Below are 15751 nucleotides of genomic sequence, written 5' to 3'. Positions count from 1 at the left end.
TCAGGCCGAGCGCTCCCGCACCGCCTTGATGAGCCCGATGAAGGCTCTCAGCCCGGCCGGGACATGGCGCCGTCCGGGATAGTACAGGCAGAGGCCCTGGAAAGACGGCGTCCACTCGTCGAGAACCCGCACGAGGCGGCCGGATTTGAGGTCCTCGGCCACGTTCCACTCGGACAGATAGGCGAGGCCGATGCCCGCGCGGGCGGCATCCTGCATCAGGTGCGCCTCGTCCAGGGTGAGCGGCCCTTGGACGTCGACCGTCACTTCCTCGCCCCGGCGCTCGAACTCCCACCGCCAGATCGATCCACTCGGCAACCGGCTGCGGATGCAGCTGTGGGCGAGGAGATCCGCCGGAGCCTGGGGCGCCGGGTTCTGCGCCAGGTAATCGGGAGACCCGACCACGACGAGGCGCTGATCCGGACCGAACGCGACCGCGATCATGTCCTGAGGCACCGCTTCCAGGAGCCTGATCCCCGCATCGAAACCGTCGGCCACGATGTCGACCAGCCGTCCCTCCGTGACGATGTCCACCTTCATCTGCGGATAGCGCCGCAGGTACGCGAACACGATGGGCTGCAGGATCTGTCGGGCCGCCCCCACGGAGGTGTTGAGACGCAAGGTGCCGACAGGGGTGTCCCGGTGGCTGTTGACCGCCTCCTCGGCCTCCCGGATCGCCGCGACTGCCGGCGCGAGCCGCTCGATGAAGCCTTCTCCCGCAGCCGTGAGCGAGACGCTCCGGGTCGTGCGGTTGAACAGCCTGACCCCGAGCCGGGCTTCCAGCGCCGCCACCGTCTGGCTGAGCGCCGTGGTGGACAGGCCAAGCTCCGTCGCCGCGGCCCGGAAGCTGCGGTGGCGGGCGACGGCCATCACGGCCTCATATTCCGTCAGTCCCGTGCGGGCCATTATCCCGGATACCGTAATACCTCGTCCGTATTTATCCGGATTATCGGACCAATCAAGGCGGCTTATCTCCAGTTCACAATCCGAACGGAGAAGGTTCATGCGCTCCATCGATACCATCTACATTGACGGCTCCTTCGTGACCCCGCGGGGCGAGGAACGTTTCGATCTGTTCAACCCTTCGACCAGCCGGGTGATCGGGCAGGTGAGACTTGGCAACGCACAAGATGCCGGGCTCGCCATCGCGGCCGCGCGGCGCGCTTTCCCATCCTTCTCGCGAACCCGGAAGGCCGACCGCATCACACTCCTGCGCCGGCTTCACGAGGCGGTGGCGGCCAGGACGGATCGGATCGCCGAGACGATGATCGAGGAATATGGGGCCCCGGTCTCCCGTGCCGCCTGGGCCGCGGGCTATGCGGCGCAATCGTTTCTGGATGCCGCGAGCACTCTCGAAACCTACCCCCTGGAACGCCGGATCGGCAGCGCCGACGTGGTGCTGGAGCCCGTCGGCGTCGCGGGTCTGATCACGCCCTGGAATGCCAATGCGGGCTTCATCTGCAACAAGCTGGCCTTCGCGCTGGCGGCAGGCTGCACGGCGGTGATCAAGCCCAGCGAGATGAGCGCGCTCCAGACGCAGGTCGTGGCCGAGGCGCTGCACGAGGCCGGTCTCCCGGACGGCGTCTTCAACATCGTCAACGGCCGCGGCGATGTGGTGGGAGCGGAGCTGGCCCGCCACCCCGACATCGCCAAGATCTCGTTCACGGGTTCGACGGCGGTGGGCAAGAGCATCATGCGAGCGGGCGCCGAAACCTTGAAACGGATCACACTGGAACTCGGAGGGAAATCCCCGACCCTCATCCTGGAGGACGCGGATCTCGACACGGCTATTCCGCTGGCGGTGAGGGCGGGCTTCATCAACAGCGGTCAGGCCTGTCTGGCAGGCACCCGCATCCTCGTGCCGGAGAGCAGGAAGAGGGAAGCCGAGGAACGGCTGCGGACCACCGTAGAGGCTGTGAAAGTGGGGGACCCGCGCAATCCCGAGACCGCCATCGGCCCGATGGTCAGCCTCAAGCAATGGGAGCGTGTCCAGCGCTACATCCGCGTCGGCTTGGAAGAGGGTGCCCGCATCGTCGTGGGCGGCGAGGGCAAGCCGGACGGATTGGAGGGCTACTTCGTCCGACCCACGGTTTTCTCGGATGTCCAGAACCACATGACCATTGCGCGTGAGGAGATCTTCGGTCCGGTCCTGTCGCTCATCACCTACAAGGATGAGGAGGATGCCATCACAATCGCCAACGATACCGTCTACGGGCTTCAGGCCTGCGTGATCTCGAAGGATGACGAACGGGCGCGCGCGGTAGCCTCCCGCATCGCGGCCGGACGCGTGCTCGTCAACGGGCTGCATCACGAGCCCCTGGCCCCGTTCGGCGGATTCAAGCAATCCGGCATCGGTCGCGAGCACGGCCCTTACGGGCTGGAGGCCTATCTGGAACCCAAGACGCTTCTTGGAAGCCGAGAGGTCGCGCAGGGCAACGATCCTTACCTCGCCAGCGCGGCCGCCGCACCGAGCAACCGATGACGCCTGAAGCGGACGCCGCCTCGATCCGCCGTCACGGCATCAGCGGTGGTCCGAGGAACTCGACACCCCACTTGCGGCCGAAAGCGTTCAGGGTGTCGGTGTCGGGACGTCCGTCCTGCATCACGCCGGCCAACTCCGTAAAGAACCCGGCCGCATCGAGGCCCGGCGCGATGATGACGGACTGACGGGCCGGCTTGTTCGTCAGATTGACGAAGGCGTGGGCCGCGCCGCCCGGAATACTCATCAGGTCGCCCTCCCGGGCGCGGAAGCGCTTGCCGTCGACCTCGTAGAGATACTCACCTTCCAGGACGTGAAAGATCTCCGCTTCGCGGTGGCGGTGCAAGGGTGGGCCGAAACCCGGTGCGTTCGTGGTTTCGATGATGGAGAGCGTGCCGCCCGTCTTGTCCGGAGGCAGGCGCACCAAAAGCTTCAGCCCCATGGCCGGGATGGCGATCGGCGCTTCGTCGCCCCGCGACTGCAGGAACTGGATCGACATGGGCCTCCTCGAGATGGGTGCCTGCTCCTCGAACTCACACCCGCTGTTTCAGCACGAAAACCGGTGTGCCGGTGGGCGTGCGTTGAAACAGGTCGATGACATCCTCGTTCAGCATCCGGATGCAGCCCGAGGACACATCGGTCCCGATGGTCCACGGCTCCGTCGTGCCGTGAATGCGGTACAGGAGATCGCGTCCGTCCCGGTAGAGATACATGGCGCGGGGACCGAGAGGATTGTCCGGCCCGCCCTTCATGAAGTGCGGAATATCGGGCTGGCGCTGGAGCATTTCGGGAGGCGGCGTCCAGTTCGGCCACGTGGCCTTGCGCATCACCTGAGCGCTGCCGAACCACTGGAACCCCTCACGGCCGACGCCCACGCCATAGCGCAGGGCCGTGTTCTGATCGAGCACCCGGTAGAGGTGATGGGCTTGGGTATCGACCACGATGCTGCCGGGCTGCAGGTCGTAGGCATAAGGGACGAGCTGCCGCCGGAACTCCGGCGGGATCATGCTCATGTTGGTGGAGCGGAACTCGAATCCGCTGTCGTCGGCCGAGCCGGAGAAATACGCGTCGGGGGTCTGCGCCCTCGCGTGGCGGATGGAGGCGAGCGATCCGGCAGCGAAGGCCAGGACGACGGAGCGGCGGGACAGCAAGGCAGCACATCCTCTTCGAAGGGAGGTCGGGCAACATGCAACGCGTCGGCAGATTAGGCAGAGACGCCCGGAGGCGTCCTGCTCTTTTGTTTATCAGGTCAGTTCGCGGGCCGCAGGGTGACGGTGCGGACGCCCGCCGCGAGGTTGATCCCGGTCTCCCCTTCGACGGCGATGGGCTGAAGCGAGAAGGCCCGGCCCGTGCCGCCGATGAGGGCGCTGGCGCCCGCGCCGATCCCGGCGGCCGCGTCGGCGCTCACGCCCGCATAAGTGCCCGCGAGCGCCCCCTGGGAAAGGCCCTGCGAGGCTGCGGCCACGGCCCAGACCAGGTGGCTGCGCTCCGTCGCGCCGATCTCCAGACCGTACTGGTCGATGGAACCGGTATAGCGGTCCGGCGCCCCACCGCCGTCGGGCCGGAAGGTGCACGTCATGGTCTGCTTCTGGAACACGATGAGGCCGACGCCGGCGGACACGTCGCAGGACAGGAGGCCGATCCGGGCCGAGACCTGTGCGCCCGCGGAGGCCGGGAGCGCCAGGAGGGCCAAGGCGATGAGGCTACGGCTGAGCATGAGGGCCAATCCAGTCTGTCGAATCGGACAGCAGGCGAGCGTTGGTCCGGCCGTTCGATGATTGGCGTGCAGGCTACACGCCCGCCATCGAATGTAAAGGCAAGTTTACCTAACGTCATATTGGTCAGCGGATCCCTTAGACCGCCTTGCTGAAGCGGGCATCGCGACCATCGTGCCGGAACTCGTCGAACACCGCGGCGACCAAGCGAACGAAAGGTCTGCCCTCGTCCGTCATCACGACGCGCGTCCCCTGGAGCCGGACGAGGCCGTCCAGGATGAACGGGCGCAGGAGCGCACGCTCGTCGGCAAACCGGTCGGGCGTGTCCCACTCGCCGAGGTCGACGCTCCAGCGGCACATCAGGGATTCGATGATGGCCCCTCTCATCTCGTCCTGGTCCGAAAACCGGTAGCCCCGGGCGGAAGCGAGTTGCCCCCGGCCGACAGCCTCCTTGTAGGCGCCGATATCCGTTGCGTTCTGGGCGAAGCCCTCGTGAAAGCGCGAGATGGAGGAGGCTCCGAAGCCGATGAGCACCGGCCGGTCGTCGTCGGTATATCCCTGGAAATTCCGGTGCAGGGTCCCATCCTGGGCGGCTTGCGCGACCGGGTCGCCCGGCTGGGCGAAGTGATCGATCCCGACCGCGACATAGCCTCGCGCCCGAAAGGCCTCCGCCACGGCCTGGGCCTGCAAGAAGCGTTCGCGCGGCCCCGGCAGCGCGGACGTGTCGATGAGGCGCTGGTGACGCTTGCGCTCCGGCATGTGCGCGTATCCATAGCAGGCGACGCGGGACGGTTTGAGGTCGGCCACCTGCGCGCAGGTCCGCCGGATCGAGTCCTGGGTCTGGAACGGAAGGCCATGGATGAGATCGACATTGAGGTCGGCAAGTTCTCTCTCACGCAGAAGAGCCATGGCGTGCTCGACCTGGGCGAAGGGCTGCACCCGGCCGATGGCCCGCTGAACCGCCGGATCGAGATCCTGCACCCCCAGGCTCGCCCGGTTGATTCCGATGCGTGCCAGATCCCTTGCAAGACCGGCATCCACATGGCGCGGATCGAGTTCGATGGCATGCTCCATGCCGTCTTGAAACATGACGTATCGCTGCAGCACGTCGATGACGGAGGCTAAGCCCTCTCCGCCCAGCAGGCTGGGCGTCCCGCCGCCCCAATGGAGCCGGGCCACGCGCAATGGAGACGACAGGAGGCTGCCCGCGAGGCGGATCTCGGCTTCCAGCGCCTGACGGTAATCCGCCAGAACGTCGGCCCGGCGCAAAGCCTTCGCGTGACAGCCGCAATAGTGGCAGAGTTCGCGACAATACGGGACGTGGAGATAGATCGAAACCGGCTCGCGCGGATCGGCCTGTTTGAGCCATTTCTCATGGGCTGAGGCTCCCACAGCCGGGGAGAACTCCGCGGCGGTGGGATAGGACGTGTAGCGCGGGACCGACAGGCCCGCATAACGGCGGATCAGACCCTCGTTCATGTCCGGCGGCCTTTGGTCTTAGCCTCGCGGCGGACATCCTCACGCATCTCGAACCACATGGCGTTCAGGATGGCGAAGGTGCAGGCAAGGCCAACCCCGAGGATCCAGGAAAAATACCACATGTTCAGGTCTCCCTAGTAGGCGTTGGGGTTGCGGCCGATGGAATCCGCCGTGACGGGCCCGCTCATGACCCGGTAGACCCAGGCCGTGTAGGCCAGGATCATCGGCAGGAACACGCAGGTGGCGATCAGCATGGTCCACAGGGTGAGGTGGCTCGATGAAGCGTCCCAGACGGTGAGGCTCGCATTGGGGTTGAGCGACGACGGCAGCAGGAACGGAAAGAGAGACAGGCCCGCCGTCGAGATGACTCCCACGATGGCGGCGCTCGTGCCCATGAGCGATGTCTTCCACGCCCGGGCGGTCAGGCCGATCCACGCGATGGCGCAGCCCGCGAAGCCGAGAAGCGGCGCGATGATCGTCCACGGCCGGGCGGCATAGCCAGCCAGCCATGCGCCCGTGGCGGTCGTGACGGTCTTGGCCAGGGGATTCGAGGGCCCGGCGGCATCCTGCACGCTGGTGACGCTATAGCCGTCGAGGCCGAAGGCCACCCACAGGCCGCCGAGCGCGAAGAACGAAGCCGTCAGGATCGCGGCCCATTTGCCGTAGGCCCGTGCCCGCACCGCCGTGACGCCTTCCGTGCGGGCCGCGATGACGGCGGCACCGTGGGCCACCACCATCGACAGGCTCACCAGCCCGCAGAGCAACGCGAAGGGCGTGAGCAGGCCGAAGAACGTGCCCGCATAAGATGGCCGCAACGTGTCGTCGAGGTTGAAGGGTACACCGCGCAGGACGTTGCCGACGGCGACGCCGAAGATCAGCGCCGGCACCGCGCCGCCCACGAACAGCGCCCCGTCCCACGCCGAGCGCCAGCGCGGATCCGCGATCTTGCCCCGGAACTTGAAGCCCACCGGTCTCAGGATCAGGGCCACGAGGATCACGAGCATCGCCAGGTAGAACCCTGAAAACGACACCGCGTAGAGCGGCGGCCAGGCGGCGAAGATGGCGCCGCCGCCGAGCACGAGCCACACTTGGTTGCCTTCCCAGGTCGGGCCGACGAGGTTGATGAGGATGCGCCGCTCCGGGTCGGTTCTGGCCACGAACGGCAGGAGCGCGCCGACGCCGAGGTCGTAGCCGTCCATGAGCGCGAAGCCGATGAGGAGGATGCCGAGCAGCAGCCACCAGACCATCCGGAGGGTTTCATAGGAAAGGGGGATGAATTCCATGACGTGGATATCCTTCGATGTGACAGGCTTCAGCGTTCGGGGCGTGCGGTGGCGCCGGCGGGCACATAGGCGCCGCCCCCAAGGCCGTCCTGCACCAGCAATTCGTCGGCGGGCCCTTTGCGGATCACCTTCACCATCAGGATCATCTCGATGATGAACAGGACGGTGTAGATCGTCAGGAAGACGCCGAGGCTGATGGCGAGGTCCGTCAGGGTCAGGCCGGAGGCCGCATAGAAGGTCGGCAAAACGCCCTCGATGATCCAGGGCTGGCGTCCGTATTCCGCCACGAGCCAACCCGCCTCGATGGCCACCCACGGCAGCGGCAGGCTGAACAGCGCGATCTTCAGGAGCAGGCGGCTGTCGCCGAGCTTGTGCTTCGTGGCGAGCCAGAACGCGACCGCGAAGAACAGGATGAAGTAGAAGCCCAAAGCCACCATGATGCGGAAGCTCCAGAACAGCGGCGGCACGTGCGGCACCGTGTCGAAGGCGGCCTTCTCGATCTCCTCGGGCGTCGCGTTCTGCACGTCGTCGCGGTAGCGCTTGAGCAGCAGCGAGTAGCCCAAGTCGTGCCAGTTGGCCTCGAAGGTTTTCTGGGCCTCGGCATCGTTCGGGTTGGCGCGCACGGCCTGCAGGGCCGCATAGGCCTTGGTGCCGTTCTGGACCCGCGTTTTGGCATGCTCCACAAGGGGCAGGATGCCGGGCACTTCCTTGCTGATCGAGCGGGTCGAGATCAGCCCGAGCGCATAGGGGATGTGCATCGCATAGGTGTTCTGGCGCGTCTGCTGGTCCGGCAGCGCGAAGAGCGTGAAGCCCGCCGGCGCGGGTTCGGTGTCCCACATGGCCTCCATGGCCGCGAGCTTCATCTTCTGGTGCTCGGTGGTGACGTATCCGCTCTCGTCGCCCAGCACGACCACCGACAGCGATGCCGCGAGGCCGAAGCTCGCCGCCACCGCCATCGAACGTTTGGCGAGTTCGAGATGACGCCCGCGCAGCATGAAGTAAGCGCTGACCGAGATGATGAACATCGCGCCCGTGACATAGCCGGCGCTCACCGTGTGCACGAACTTCGCTTGCGCGACGGGGTTGAAGATCACCGCCATGAAGTCGACGATCTCCATGCGCATGGTCTGCGGGTTGAAGGTCGATCCGACTGGGTTCTGCATCCAGCCGTTGGCGATGAGAATCCACAGGGCCGAGAAGTTCGCGCCCAGCGCCACGAGCCATGTGACGACGAGATGGCCCACCTTCGACAACCGGTCCCAGCCGAAGAAGAACAGGCCGATGAAGGTCGCTTCCAGGAAGAACGCCATCAGGCCTTCGATGGCAAGCGGTGCTCCGAACACGTCGCCGACATAGTGGCTGTAGTACGCCCAGTTCGTCCCGAACTGGAATTCCATGACGATGCCGGTAGCAACGCCCATGGCGAAGTTGATGCCGAAGCAGACGCCCCAGAACAGGGTCATGCGCCGCCAGATGTCGCGGCCCGTCATGACATAGACGCTCTCCATGATCGCCATCATGAAGGACAGGCCGAGCGTGAGGGGCACGAAAAGGAAGTGATACATGGCCGTCGCTGCGAATTGCAGGCGCGACAGGTCCACGACGGTGTAGTCGATCATATGCGGTGCCTTGTTCGGACCCGGCCGGTGCCGGATCGACCCCGGGCTTAGACCTGCCTGCCCGGAGGCGCCTTGATTCAAATCAATGCTCGCCGTCACCGGGAGCCTTATCCCTGCCCTGGATCGGAATGGGGTGGGGTCATGGAGCGGGACATGGAGACCGGACGGGGGCCCGAGGGGCGTGTTCACATGCGCCGCCTGATGGGTCTGTGGCGTCAGACCGGTCCTCTCGCGGCCTTGTCCGTGGCCGCTCCCCTGATCGGGGGCCTGCTGCTCGTGGGACAGGCCTTCCTGCTCTCCGGTGTCCTGCATGATGCGGTTGTCGGGAAAGTTCCGCGGATGAGCCTCCTCCAGCCCATCCTCGGGATCGGCGCACTCATGGCCCTGCGAGCTCTCTTGGCCTTTGCGGGAGAGCAGGCCGGGGCAAGGGCCGCCGAGACCGTCAAGGCCCGCCTGCGCAAGACCCTGTTCCGCCACATCCTGGCCCAGCACCCTGCCTGGACGGCAGAACGCGCCTCGGGCGCGCTCGCCAGCGCCGTGGTGGATCAGGTCGAAGCCGTCGAGGGCTTCCTGGTCCGCTACCTCCCGGCCACGGTGAGCGCCGCCATCCTGCCGCTTGCCTTCGCGGCGGCGGTCTTTCCCGTCGATGTCGTGGTGGGGCTGCTGTTTTTGTTCACCGCGCCCCTCATCCCAGTCTTCATGGCCCTTGTCGGCTGGGGCGCCGAAGCCGCGAGCCGGGGCCACGTCCAGGCTTTCGCCCGGCTGTCCGGCCTGTTCGCCGACCGGCTGCGGGGCATCGTCACCCTCAGGCTCTTCGGGCGGGCCGACGCAGAGGCCACCGTGATCGAGGAGGCTGGCGACGATTTGCGGCGGCGGACGCTGGGCGTCATGTGCATCGCGTTCCTGTCCTCGGCGGTGCTGGAGTTCTTCGCGGCTCTCGGCGTGGCGGGCGTGGCCCTCTACGTCGGGCTCACCTATCTCGGCCTCGTGGAGCTGCGCACGGGCGCGCTGACCCTTCAGGCGGGCCTGTTCTGCCTTCTGATGGCCCCGGAGGTCTACCTGCCCCTGCGCCAGCTCGCCGTCCATTACCACGACCGCGCCAACGCCAAGGCCGCCCTGGCCGAAATCGCGGAGTTGTTCGAGGGCCTGCCGGAGGCCCCTGCCCCCACTATCGGGCATTGCCCGGCCGAGAGGCCTGGCCGGGCCGTGTCCGTCTTCGCCACGGACCTGACCCTGACCGCGCCGCGAAGCAGGCGCACGATCCTGTCCCACGCCAAGCTCGTGGCCCTGCCGGGCGAGCACGTGGCGGTCCTGGGCGAGAGCGGCGTTGGCAAGTCGACCCTGCTGGAAGCCTTGGCGGGTTTGCGGAAGTACCAGGGCGAGATCGCGCTCGGGGAGCGGAGCCTGTCGCGCTTGTCCGAGGATGGCCTGCGGCGGGACGTGGCTTACTTGAGCCAGCGTCCGCACCTCTTTCAGGGCAGCATCGCGGACAATATCCGCCTCGGCCAGCCCGGAGCGCCCGACAGCCTCCTGCACAAGGCTGCAAACCTTGCGGGCGTGACGGCCTTCACCGACGCGCTCCCGCAAGGTCTGGACACCCCCATCGGCGAAGGCGGGCTCGGTCTCTCCGGTGGCGAGGCGCACCGGGTGGCCCTGGCGCGGATCTACCTGCGCGATCCCGGCATCGTCCTGCTCGACGAGCCGACCGCCCACCTCGACCCGGATATGGAGGAGCGGGTCATCGAGGGAATCCTGTCCTTCGCCAGGGGCCGCACGCTGATCGTCGCCACCCATTCGGCGGCCCTGGCGGCCGCCATGGACCGGACCTTCGTCATCGGAGGAGGCGCTCTCCTGCCCGTCCTCTGCCCCCGCCGGGCCTTGTCGCCCATGCCCCAGCAAGGTGCCGCATGAACAGTCTCAGCCTGATCCTTCACCTTGCCGGCAAGCGCACCGGACCCTTCTTGGCCGCTTTGGGCCTGTCCCTGGTCACCTTGGCGGCCGGGATCGCCCTGCTCGGCGTCTCGGGCTGGTTCCTGACAGGTGCCGCGCTCACGACGGCTGGGCTGGCCTTCAACCTGTTCGGCCCCTCGGCGATGGTGCGCGGCCTCTCCCTCATGCGGATCGTGGCGCGCTACGGCGAGAAGCTGGTCGGCCATGACGCCACCCTGAAGCTCCTGGCGGACCTTCGCGGCTGGCTCTTCCGCCGGCTGGTCCCACGCGTGCCGTTCCAGGGTCGCCTCTTCCGGCGAGGTGATCTGGTCTCCCGCTTGACTGCGGATGTCGACGCCCTCGACACCGTCTTCCTGACGGCCATCGGGCCGATCCTGACGGCGCTTGCGGCGGGCCTTGCGATGACGTCCCTCCTGGCTGTCCTGCTGCCGGATGCGGCCCCGATCTATGCCCTCGGCTTCGGCTGCGCCTCTTTAGCTCTCCCGATCGCCCTCGCCCTTGCGAGCCAGCGCCCGGGAGAGGCCGCGACCCTGGCTTCGGCGGAGCTACGGATGCGGGTCCTGGACGCGATAGACGGCCACGCGGACCTCCGGGCCATGGGCCAGACCGAGAGCGCCTTTCGAGCTTTCTCGGCCTCCGGACGCCGCCTCACGCGGGCCCGGACCCGGCAGAGCGCCCTGAACGCCCTCGGTACGGCCGGGGTCCAGGCGATGGGTGGAGTGACACTCGTCGGAATCCTCTGGCAAGGCCTGGAGGCTCTCGACACCGGCGCGGTCAACGGCCCGGTGCTGGTCGGGCTTCTTCTGGCCACGCTGGCGAGCTTCGAGGCGGCGAGCCTTCTCGCCCGCGGCGCCGGTCGGCTCGGTGCGGCCCTCGCGGCGGGCCGTCGGGTCCAGGCGCTGGCCGCGTCCGAACCGACCATCCTCGACCCGGCAAGGCCATCGGCATTGCCGGAAGGAAGCTCCGTGCATTTCGAGGCGGTTCGTTTCGGCCACACTCCCGACAGGCTCGTTCTGAGGGATCTCAGCCTGCAGGTCAGGGATGGCGAACGGGTCGCCATCATCGGCCCGAGCGGCTGCGGCAAGTCGACGATCCTGCACCTGCTCCTGCGCCTCTCCGATCCCGAGGCGGGCGCGATCCGTGTCGCCGGACAGGATATCCGCACGGTGACGCAGGCCAACTTGCACCGGCGCGTCGCCCTGCTCAGCCAGGACACGCCTGTCTTCCTCGGCACCATCCGGGACAATCTCAGGATCGGTTGCCCCGACGCGGATGACGATGCTCTCTGGGGCGCCCTTCGGGCGGCCCGACTGGACGGCTTCGTACGAGGCTTGCCCGAGGAGCTCGACACGTGGCTCGGAGAGGCCGGGCGCACCCTCTCGGCCGGACAGACCCGGCGGCTCTGCCTGGCTCGCGTGCTGCTCTCAGGGGCCAGGATCGTGGCCCTCGACGAGCCGACGAGCGGCCTCGACCGGGAGACCGAAGCGGACTTTTTGGCCGATCTTGCGGCGGCCACGCGAGGCCGGACGGTGCTGCTGGCAACCCATGCGAGCCTCCCGGACGGGGCCGTGGACCGGGTCTTGCGGGTCGAAAACGGGCGCCTCAGCCCTCAATAGGCGACGTTGCCGGCCACCGCCGCGAGCAGCCGCTTGTCCACGATCTCGACCGAGTGGGGGTCGGGAAGGCGGATCAGCCCTTGCGTCTTCAACTTGGTGAAGGTCCGGCTGACGGTCTCGACCGTCAGCCCGAGAAAATCGGCGATGTCGGTGCGGGTCATGGGCAGATGGACCGGGCTCTCGGGTTGCCCATGCTCGGCGGCCCGGGCCGACATGACGAGCAGGAAGGACGCGACCTTCTCGGACGGGGCGAGGCGGCCGAGGATCATCTGGCTCTCGCGCGCCTGACGCAAGGCGCGGCGGGTCATGAGGTGGAGCCGGTCCTTCAGGCGCCCATAACGCTCCATGAGTTTGTCCATGTCGGCGGTCGCGAAGCCGCACAGGACGGACGGCATCACAGCCTCGGCGGTCTGCGAATAGACTTCATCGTCGGACAGGCCGAGATAATCGCCCGGCATGAGAAAGCCGGTGATCTGGCGGCGGCCGTCGGGCAGCATGAGGGACAGCCGCAGCATGCCGGAGGTCAGGGTGAAGACCCGCCGTTTCGGGTCGCCCTCCTCCACCAGCGCCTGATTGGGCTCGAGCGTGAACGAGCTCATGACGCGCTCCATCTCGGCGACCTCGTCGTCCGCCAGGGCGGCGCACACCGCCATGCGCCGGACCGTGCAGCCGGAGCAGGCGCCGCAGGCCTGTCGGTAAGTGGGCCTGTCGGCTGAAAGGGCCGTCTTGGGGCCGGACACGGCGGTCGAAGCGGTCATCGCGGCGCAAGCCTAGCACAAGGGGGCCGCCACGTCTCGGAAACGCCACGCTTCCGGGTCAGGGATCTTCGCGGCATTCTGTCCTATCGCGGGAAGAGGAAGCCCTGCTTGATGCCCAGATGGACGGTCTCGCCCGGCTGCAGCGGAGCGTCCAGCGGCACGTCGATCTCGAGCGTCTCGGCCGCGGCCCCCGACACCTCGACGCGCCGTGCGCCGGCCAACCGGCGGATGGCCGTTATCGTGCCGCTCGCATCCTCCTGCTCCGACGGGACGAGGTGGAGATGCCAAGGGCGGCAATAGAGGTCGACGGCGCCCGACAGCCCTTGCGGGGGCCTGAAGCCCAGGGGCCGCCCCGCCACGAGGATCCGCCCGTCCGCCACGGTGGCGTCGAAGCGCACCGCATCTCCGAGGAAGTTCATCACGAAGGGCGTGGCCGGTCTGTCCTGCACCTCGTCGATGGTCCCCACCTGCTCCAGGCGGCCCTGGCTCATGATCGCGACCCGGTCGGCCAGTTCCAGCGCCTCGTCCTGATCGTGCGTCACGAAGATTGTGGTTTGTCCCGTGCGCTCGTGGATCTCCCGCAGCCAGCCGCGCAGGTCCTTGCGCACCTTCGCGTCGAGCGCGCCGAACGGCTCGTCGAGCAGCAGCACGCGCGGTTCGACCGCGAGAGCCCGTGCGAGCGCGATGCGCTGCCTCTGCCCGCCGGAGAGCTGGGCCGGGAACCGCTTTTCCAGTCCCGGCAGTTGCACGAGGTCGAGCAGCTTGCCGACGCGGTCGCGGATCTCGGATTCGGCGGGACGGCGGGCCCGCTCGCGGGCGCGCAGGCCGTAGGCGATGTTGTCGGCCACGTTCATGTGCCTGAACAGGGCATAATGCTGGAACACGAACCCGACCTGACGCTTCTGCACCGGCAGGCTCGTGGCGTCCTGCCCGCCGAAATACACGTGGCCCTGGTTCGCCTCCTCGAGCCCCGCGATCACCCGCAAGAGCGTCGTCTTGCCGGAGCCGGACGGCCCCAGCAGGGCCAGCAACTCGCCGGGCCGCACCGTCAGGTTGATGTCTTCGAGGGCTGCATTGGCCCCAAACCGCTTCGCGACGTCCGCGACCCTGATCTCCAAACCTTCGCTCCGATCAATGCGAGACGCGCTTCGAGAGCGAATCGCCATAGCGCCATTCGAGGAAGGATTTGACGCCGAGGGTAAAGATGGCAAGGCCCGCCAGGAGGGAGGCGACGGCGAAGGCCGCGACGAAGTTGTATTCATTGTACAGGATTTCCACGTGGAGCGGCATCGTGTTGGTGAGACCGCGGATATGTCCCGACACCACGGAGACCGCGCCGAACTCGCCCATGGCGCGCGCGTTGCAGAGCAGGACGCCGTACAGGAGCCCCCAGCGAATGTTGGGCAGCGTCACGGTCCAGAACGTGCGCCAGCCCGAGGCCCCGAGCGTCAGGGCCGCCTCCTCCTCCGAGGTGCCCTGCTCCTGCATGAGAGGAATGAGTTCCCGGGCCACGAACGGGAACGTGACGAAGACCGTGGCGAGCACGATGCCCGGCAGCGCGAAGATCACCTTGAAGCCGGCCGCGGACAGAAAGGGCCCGAAGAAGCCCTGCGCCCCGAACAGCAGCACGTAGATCAGCCCCGCGACCACCGGCGAGACCGAGAACGGCAGGTCGATGAGGGTGATGAGAAGACTCTTGCCCTTGAAATCGAACTTGGCGATGGCCCAGGAGGCCGTGAGCCCGAACAGGACATTGAGGGGCACCGAGATGGCCGCCACGGTGAGCGTCAGCCAGATCGCCGCCTGCGCGTCCGGCTCCTGGAACGCCTCGAGATAGGCTTGCGCCCCGCGCCGGAATGCCTCGACGAACACGATCACGAGCGGCAGGAGAAGGAACAGGGCCAGGAACACCAGCGCGACCGTGATCGCCGTCCAGCGCACGACCGGACGCTCGGTGGTGACGCTTTCCCAGCCCTCGGGCGAGGGGGACAGGGGCCGGTCAGACATGGCCGAACCTCCGCCGGCTCCAGGCCTGGATCAGGTTGATGACGAGCAGCGCCAGGAATGAGATCGCCAGCATGATCGTGGCGATGACGGCCGCGCCCGCGTAGTCGAACTCCGACAGCTTGATGACGATGAGCAGCGGCGCGATCTCGGACACGTAAGGCAGGTTGCCGGCGATGAAGATCACCGATCCGTATTCGCCCACCGCCCGGGCGAAGGCGAGCGCGAAACCCGTGAGGATCGCCGGGATGAGCGGCGGCAACAGAACCTTCCACAACGTTCGGCTCCGGGACGCTCCGAGGGTGGCGGAGGCCTCCTCCTGCTCCCGGTCGATCTCCGCGATCAGCGGCTCGACGGTGCGCACCGCGAAAGGCAGGCCGATGAACACGAGGGCGATGAAAATGCCGGCCGGCGTATAGGCGATCTTGAGCCCGAACGGCTCCACGAGGCCGCCGATCCAGCCATTGGGCGCATAGAGCGCCGCGAGCGCGATCCCGGCGACCGCCGTCGGAAGCGCGAAGGGCAGGTCCACGACCGCGTCGATGATGCGCCGGCCCGGAAAATCGTAGCGCGTGAGCACCCAGGCCACGAGCAGGCCGAAGACCGACGCCACGAGAGCGGCCAGCAGCGAAATGCCGAAGCTGACCTTCAGGGCGGCCAGCACCCGCGAGTCCGTGGCGACGGCCAGGAACCCGTCCCAGCCGATGCGGGATGCCCTCACGATCAGCGCCGCCAACGGAAGCAGAACGATGAGACCGAGATAGAACAGCGAAAAGCCGAACGTGATCCCGAAGCCTGGGATCACGCTCGGACGCTTGAGGCGCGAGAGCACCGGTGCGGCAGAGCTCATG

At 67.3% G+C, this 15751-nt stretch carries 15 protein-coding genes; 3 read left to right on the top strand and 12 right to left on the bottom strand.

Annotated features, from left to right (window positions below; genetic code table 11):
• On the bottom strand, window positions 1–903 hold the full coding sequence (locus tag ILT42_RS14535; protein WP_204216340.1) for a LysR family transcriptional regulator: 903 nt from the start codon (window positions 901–903) through the stop codon (window positions 1–3).
• A 97-nt stretch (window positions 904–1000) separates the two neighbouring features.
• Here ILT42_RS14535 and ILT42_RS14530 point away from each other — a divergent pair, with 97 nt between their 5' ends.
• Window positions 1001–2479 (top strand): aldehyde dehydrogenase family protein, encoded by a 1479-nt coding sequence (locus tag ILT42_RS14530; RefSeq protein ID WP_204216339.1) that lies wholly within the window; start codon window positions 1001–1003, stop codon window positions 2477–2479.
• 31 nt (window positions 2480–2510) lie between these two features.
• On the opposite strand, the gene ILT42_RS14525 is transcribed toward ILT42_RS14530, so the two are convergent.
• From ILT42_RS14525 to ILT42_RS14495, 7 genes are all read right to left on the bottom strand, one after another.
• On the bottom strand, window positions 2511–2975 hold the full coding sequence (locus ILT42_RS14525) for a cupin domain-containing protein (RefSeq protein ID WP_204216338.1): 465 nt from the start codon (window positions 2973–2975) through the stop codon (window positions 2511–2513).
• Window positions 2976–3009: 34 nt separating this feature from the next.
• A complete protein-coding gene (locus tag ILT42_RS14520) occupies window positions 3010–3627 on the bottom strand; it encodes a L,D-transpeptidase (RefSeq protein ID WP_229428676.1) in 618 nt (205 codons plus the stop codon).
• A gap of 98 nt (window positions 3628–3725) precedes the next feature.
• The gene (locus ILT42_RS14515; protein WP_204216337.1) at window positions 3726–4193 is read right to left on the bottom strand and encodes a DUF992 domain-containing protein; all 468 of its coding nucleotides are present in this window, start codon (window positions 4191–4193) and stop codon (window positions 3726–3728) included.
• A 136-nt stretch (window positions 4194–4329) separates the two neighbouring features.
• Entirely contained in the window at window positions 4330–5670 is a 1341-nt protein-coding gene (hemN, locus tag ILT42_RS14510; RefSeq protein WP_204216336.1) for an oxygen-independent coproporphyrinogen III oxidase, read from the bottom strand.
• The gene (gene cydX, locus ILT42_RS14505) at window positions 5667–5792 is read right to left on the bottom strand and encodes a cytochrome bd-I oxidase subunit CydX (RefSeq protein ID WP_204216335.1); all 126 of its coding nucleotides are present in this window, start codon (window positions 5790–5792) and stop codon (window positions 5667–5669) included. The genes hemN and cydX overlap by 4 nt, the downstream gene beginning before the upstream one ends.
• A gap of 12 nt (window positions 5793–5804) precedes the next feature.
• A complete protein-coding gene (cydB, locus tag ILT42_RS14500) occupies window positions 5805–6953 on the bottom strand; it encodes a cytochrome d ubiquinol oxidase subunit II (RefSeq protein WP_204216334.1) in 1149 nt (382 codons plus the stop codon).
• A gap of 29 nt (window positions 6954–6982) precedes the next feature.
• Entirely contained in the window at window positions 6983–8569 is a 1587-nt protein-coding gene (locus ILT42_RS14495) for a cytochrome ubiquinol oxidase subunit I (protein ID WP_204216624.1), read from the bottom strand.
• Between the two features lie 156 nt (window positions 8570–8725).
• Between ILT42_RS14495 and cydD the strand changes: the two genes are divergently transcribed.
• Together cydD and cydC are read left to right on the top strand one after the other, a co-directional pair.
• The gene (cydD, locus tag ILT42_RS14490) at window positions 8726–10483 is read left to right on the top strand and encodes a thiol reductant ABC exporter subunit CydD (RefSeq protein WP_204216333.1); all 1758 of its coding nucleotides are present in this window, start codon (window positions 8726–8728) and stop codon (window positions 10481–10483) included.
• On the top strand, window positions 10480–12138 hold the full coding sequence (gene cydC / locus ILT42_RS14485) for a thiol reductant ABC exporter subunit CydC (protein ID WP_204216332.1): 1659 nt from the start codon (window positions 10480–10482) through the stop codon (window positions 12136–12138). The genes cydD and cydC overlap by 4 nt, the downstream gene beginning before the upstream one ends.
• Here the strand turns inward: cydC and ILT42_RS14480 are convergent.
• From ILT42_RS14480 to cysT, 4 genes are all read right to left on the bottom strand, one after another.
• Window positions 12132–12791, bottom strand: coding sequence for a Crp/Fnr family transcriptional regulator (locus tag ILT42_RS14480; protein WP_229428698.1), 660 nt, complete (start codon window positions 12789–12791; stop codon window positions 12132–12134). The genes cydC and ILT42_RS14480 overlap by 7 nt on opposite strands.
• 188 nt (window positions 12792–12979) lie before the next feature.
• Window positions 12980–14062, bottom strand: a complete 1083-nt coding sequence (locus ILT42_RS14475; protein ID WP_204216330.1) for a sulfate/molybdate ABC transporter ATP-binding protein — start codon at window positions 14060–14062, stop codon at window positions 12980–12982.
• Complete coding sequence (cysW, locus tag ILT42_RS14470) at window positions 14028–14903, bottom strand: sulfate ABC transporter permease subunit CysW (RefSeq protein ID WP_204216329.1); 876 nt, start codon at window positions 14901–14903, stop codon at window positions 14028–14030. Before cysW ends, ILT42_RS14475 begins: the two co-directional genes overlap by 35 nt.
• Window positions 14896–15750, bottom strand: a complete 855-nt coding sequence (cysT, locus tag ILT42_RS14465) for a sulfate ABC transporter permease subunit CysT (RefSeq protein ID WP_204216328.1) — start codon at window positions 15748–15750, stop codon at window positions 14896–14898. The genes cysW and cysT overlap by 8 nt, the downstream gene beginning before the upstream one ends.
• Window position 15751 lies beyond the last annotated feature (1 nt).

It is taken from the genome of Microvirga pudoricolor (genome assembly GCF_016892705.1).
Taxonomy (GTDB): domain Bacteria; phylum Pseudomonadota; class Alphaproteobacteria; order Rhizobiales; family Beijerinckiaceae; genus Microvirga; species Microvirga pudoricolor.
The sequence above is the reverse complement of the archived record's forward strand: the minus strand, read 5'-3'. Positions and strand labels throughout refer to the sequence as shown.

What these genes read in the sequence shown, in the direction of transcription:
- ILT42_RS14535 (WP_204216340.1), bottom strand. Translation starts at nt 903, where the DNA reads ATGGCCCGCACGGGACTGACGGAATATGAGGCCGTGATGGCCGTCGCC.
- ILT42_RS14530 (WP_204216339.1), top strand. Translation starts at nt 1,001, where the DNA reads ATGCGCTCCATCGATACCATCTACATTGACGGCTCCTTCGTGACCCCG.
- ILT42_RS14525 (WP_204216338.1), bottom strand. Translation starts at nt 2,975, where the DNA reads ATGTCGATCCAGTTCCTGCAGTCGCGGGGCGACGAAGCGCCGATCGCC.
- ILT42_RS14515 (WP_204216337.1), bottom strand. Translation starts at nt 4,193, where the DNA reads ATGCTCAGCCGTAGCCTCATCGCCTTGGCCCTCCTGGCGCTCCCGGCC.
- hemN (WP_204216336.1), bottom strand. Translation starts at nt 5,670, where the DNA reads ATGAACGAGGGTCTGATCCGCCGTTATGCGGGCCTGTCGGTCCCGCGC.
- cydX (WP_204216335.1), bottom strand. Translation starts at nt 5,792, where the DNA reads ATGTGGTATTTTTCCTGGATCCTCGGGGTTGGCCTTGCCTGCACCTTC.
- cydB (WP_204216334.1), bottom strand. Translation starts at nt 6,953, where the DNA reads ATGGAATTCATCCCCCTTTCCTATGAAACCCTCCGGATGGTCTGGTGG.
- cydD (WP_204216333.1), top strand. Translation starts at nt 8,726, where the DNA reads ATGGAGACCGGACGGGGGCCCGAGGGGCGTGTTCACATGCGCCGCCTG.
- cydC (WP_204216332.1), top strand. Translation starts at nt 10,480, where the DNA reads ATGAACAGTCTCAGCCTGATCCTTCACCTTGCCGGCAAGCGCACCGGA.
- ILT42_RS14480 (WP_229428698.1), bottom strand. Translation starts at nt 12,791, where the DNA reads ATGGCGGTGTGCGCCGCCCTGGCGGACGACGAGGTCGCCGAGATGGAG.
- ILT42_RS14475 (WP_204216330.1), bottom strand. Translation starts at nt 14,062, where the DNA reads ATGGCGATTCGCTCTCGAAGCGCGTCTCGCATTGATCGGAGCGAAGGT.
- cysW (WP_204216329.1), bottom strand. Translation starts at nt 14,903, where the DNA reads ATGTCTGACCGGCCCCTGTCCCCCTCGCCCGAGGGCTGGGAAAGCGTC.
- cysT (WP_204216328.1), bottom strand. Translation starts at nt 15,750, where the DNA reads ATGAGCTCTGCCGCACCGGTGCTCTCGCGCCTCAAGCGTCCGAGCGTG.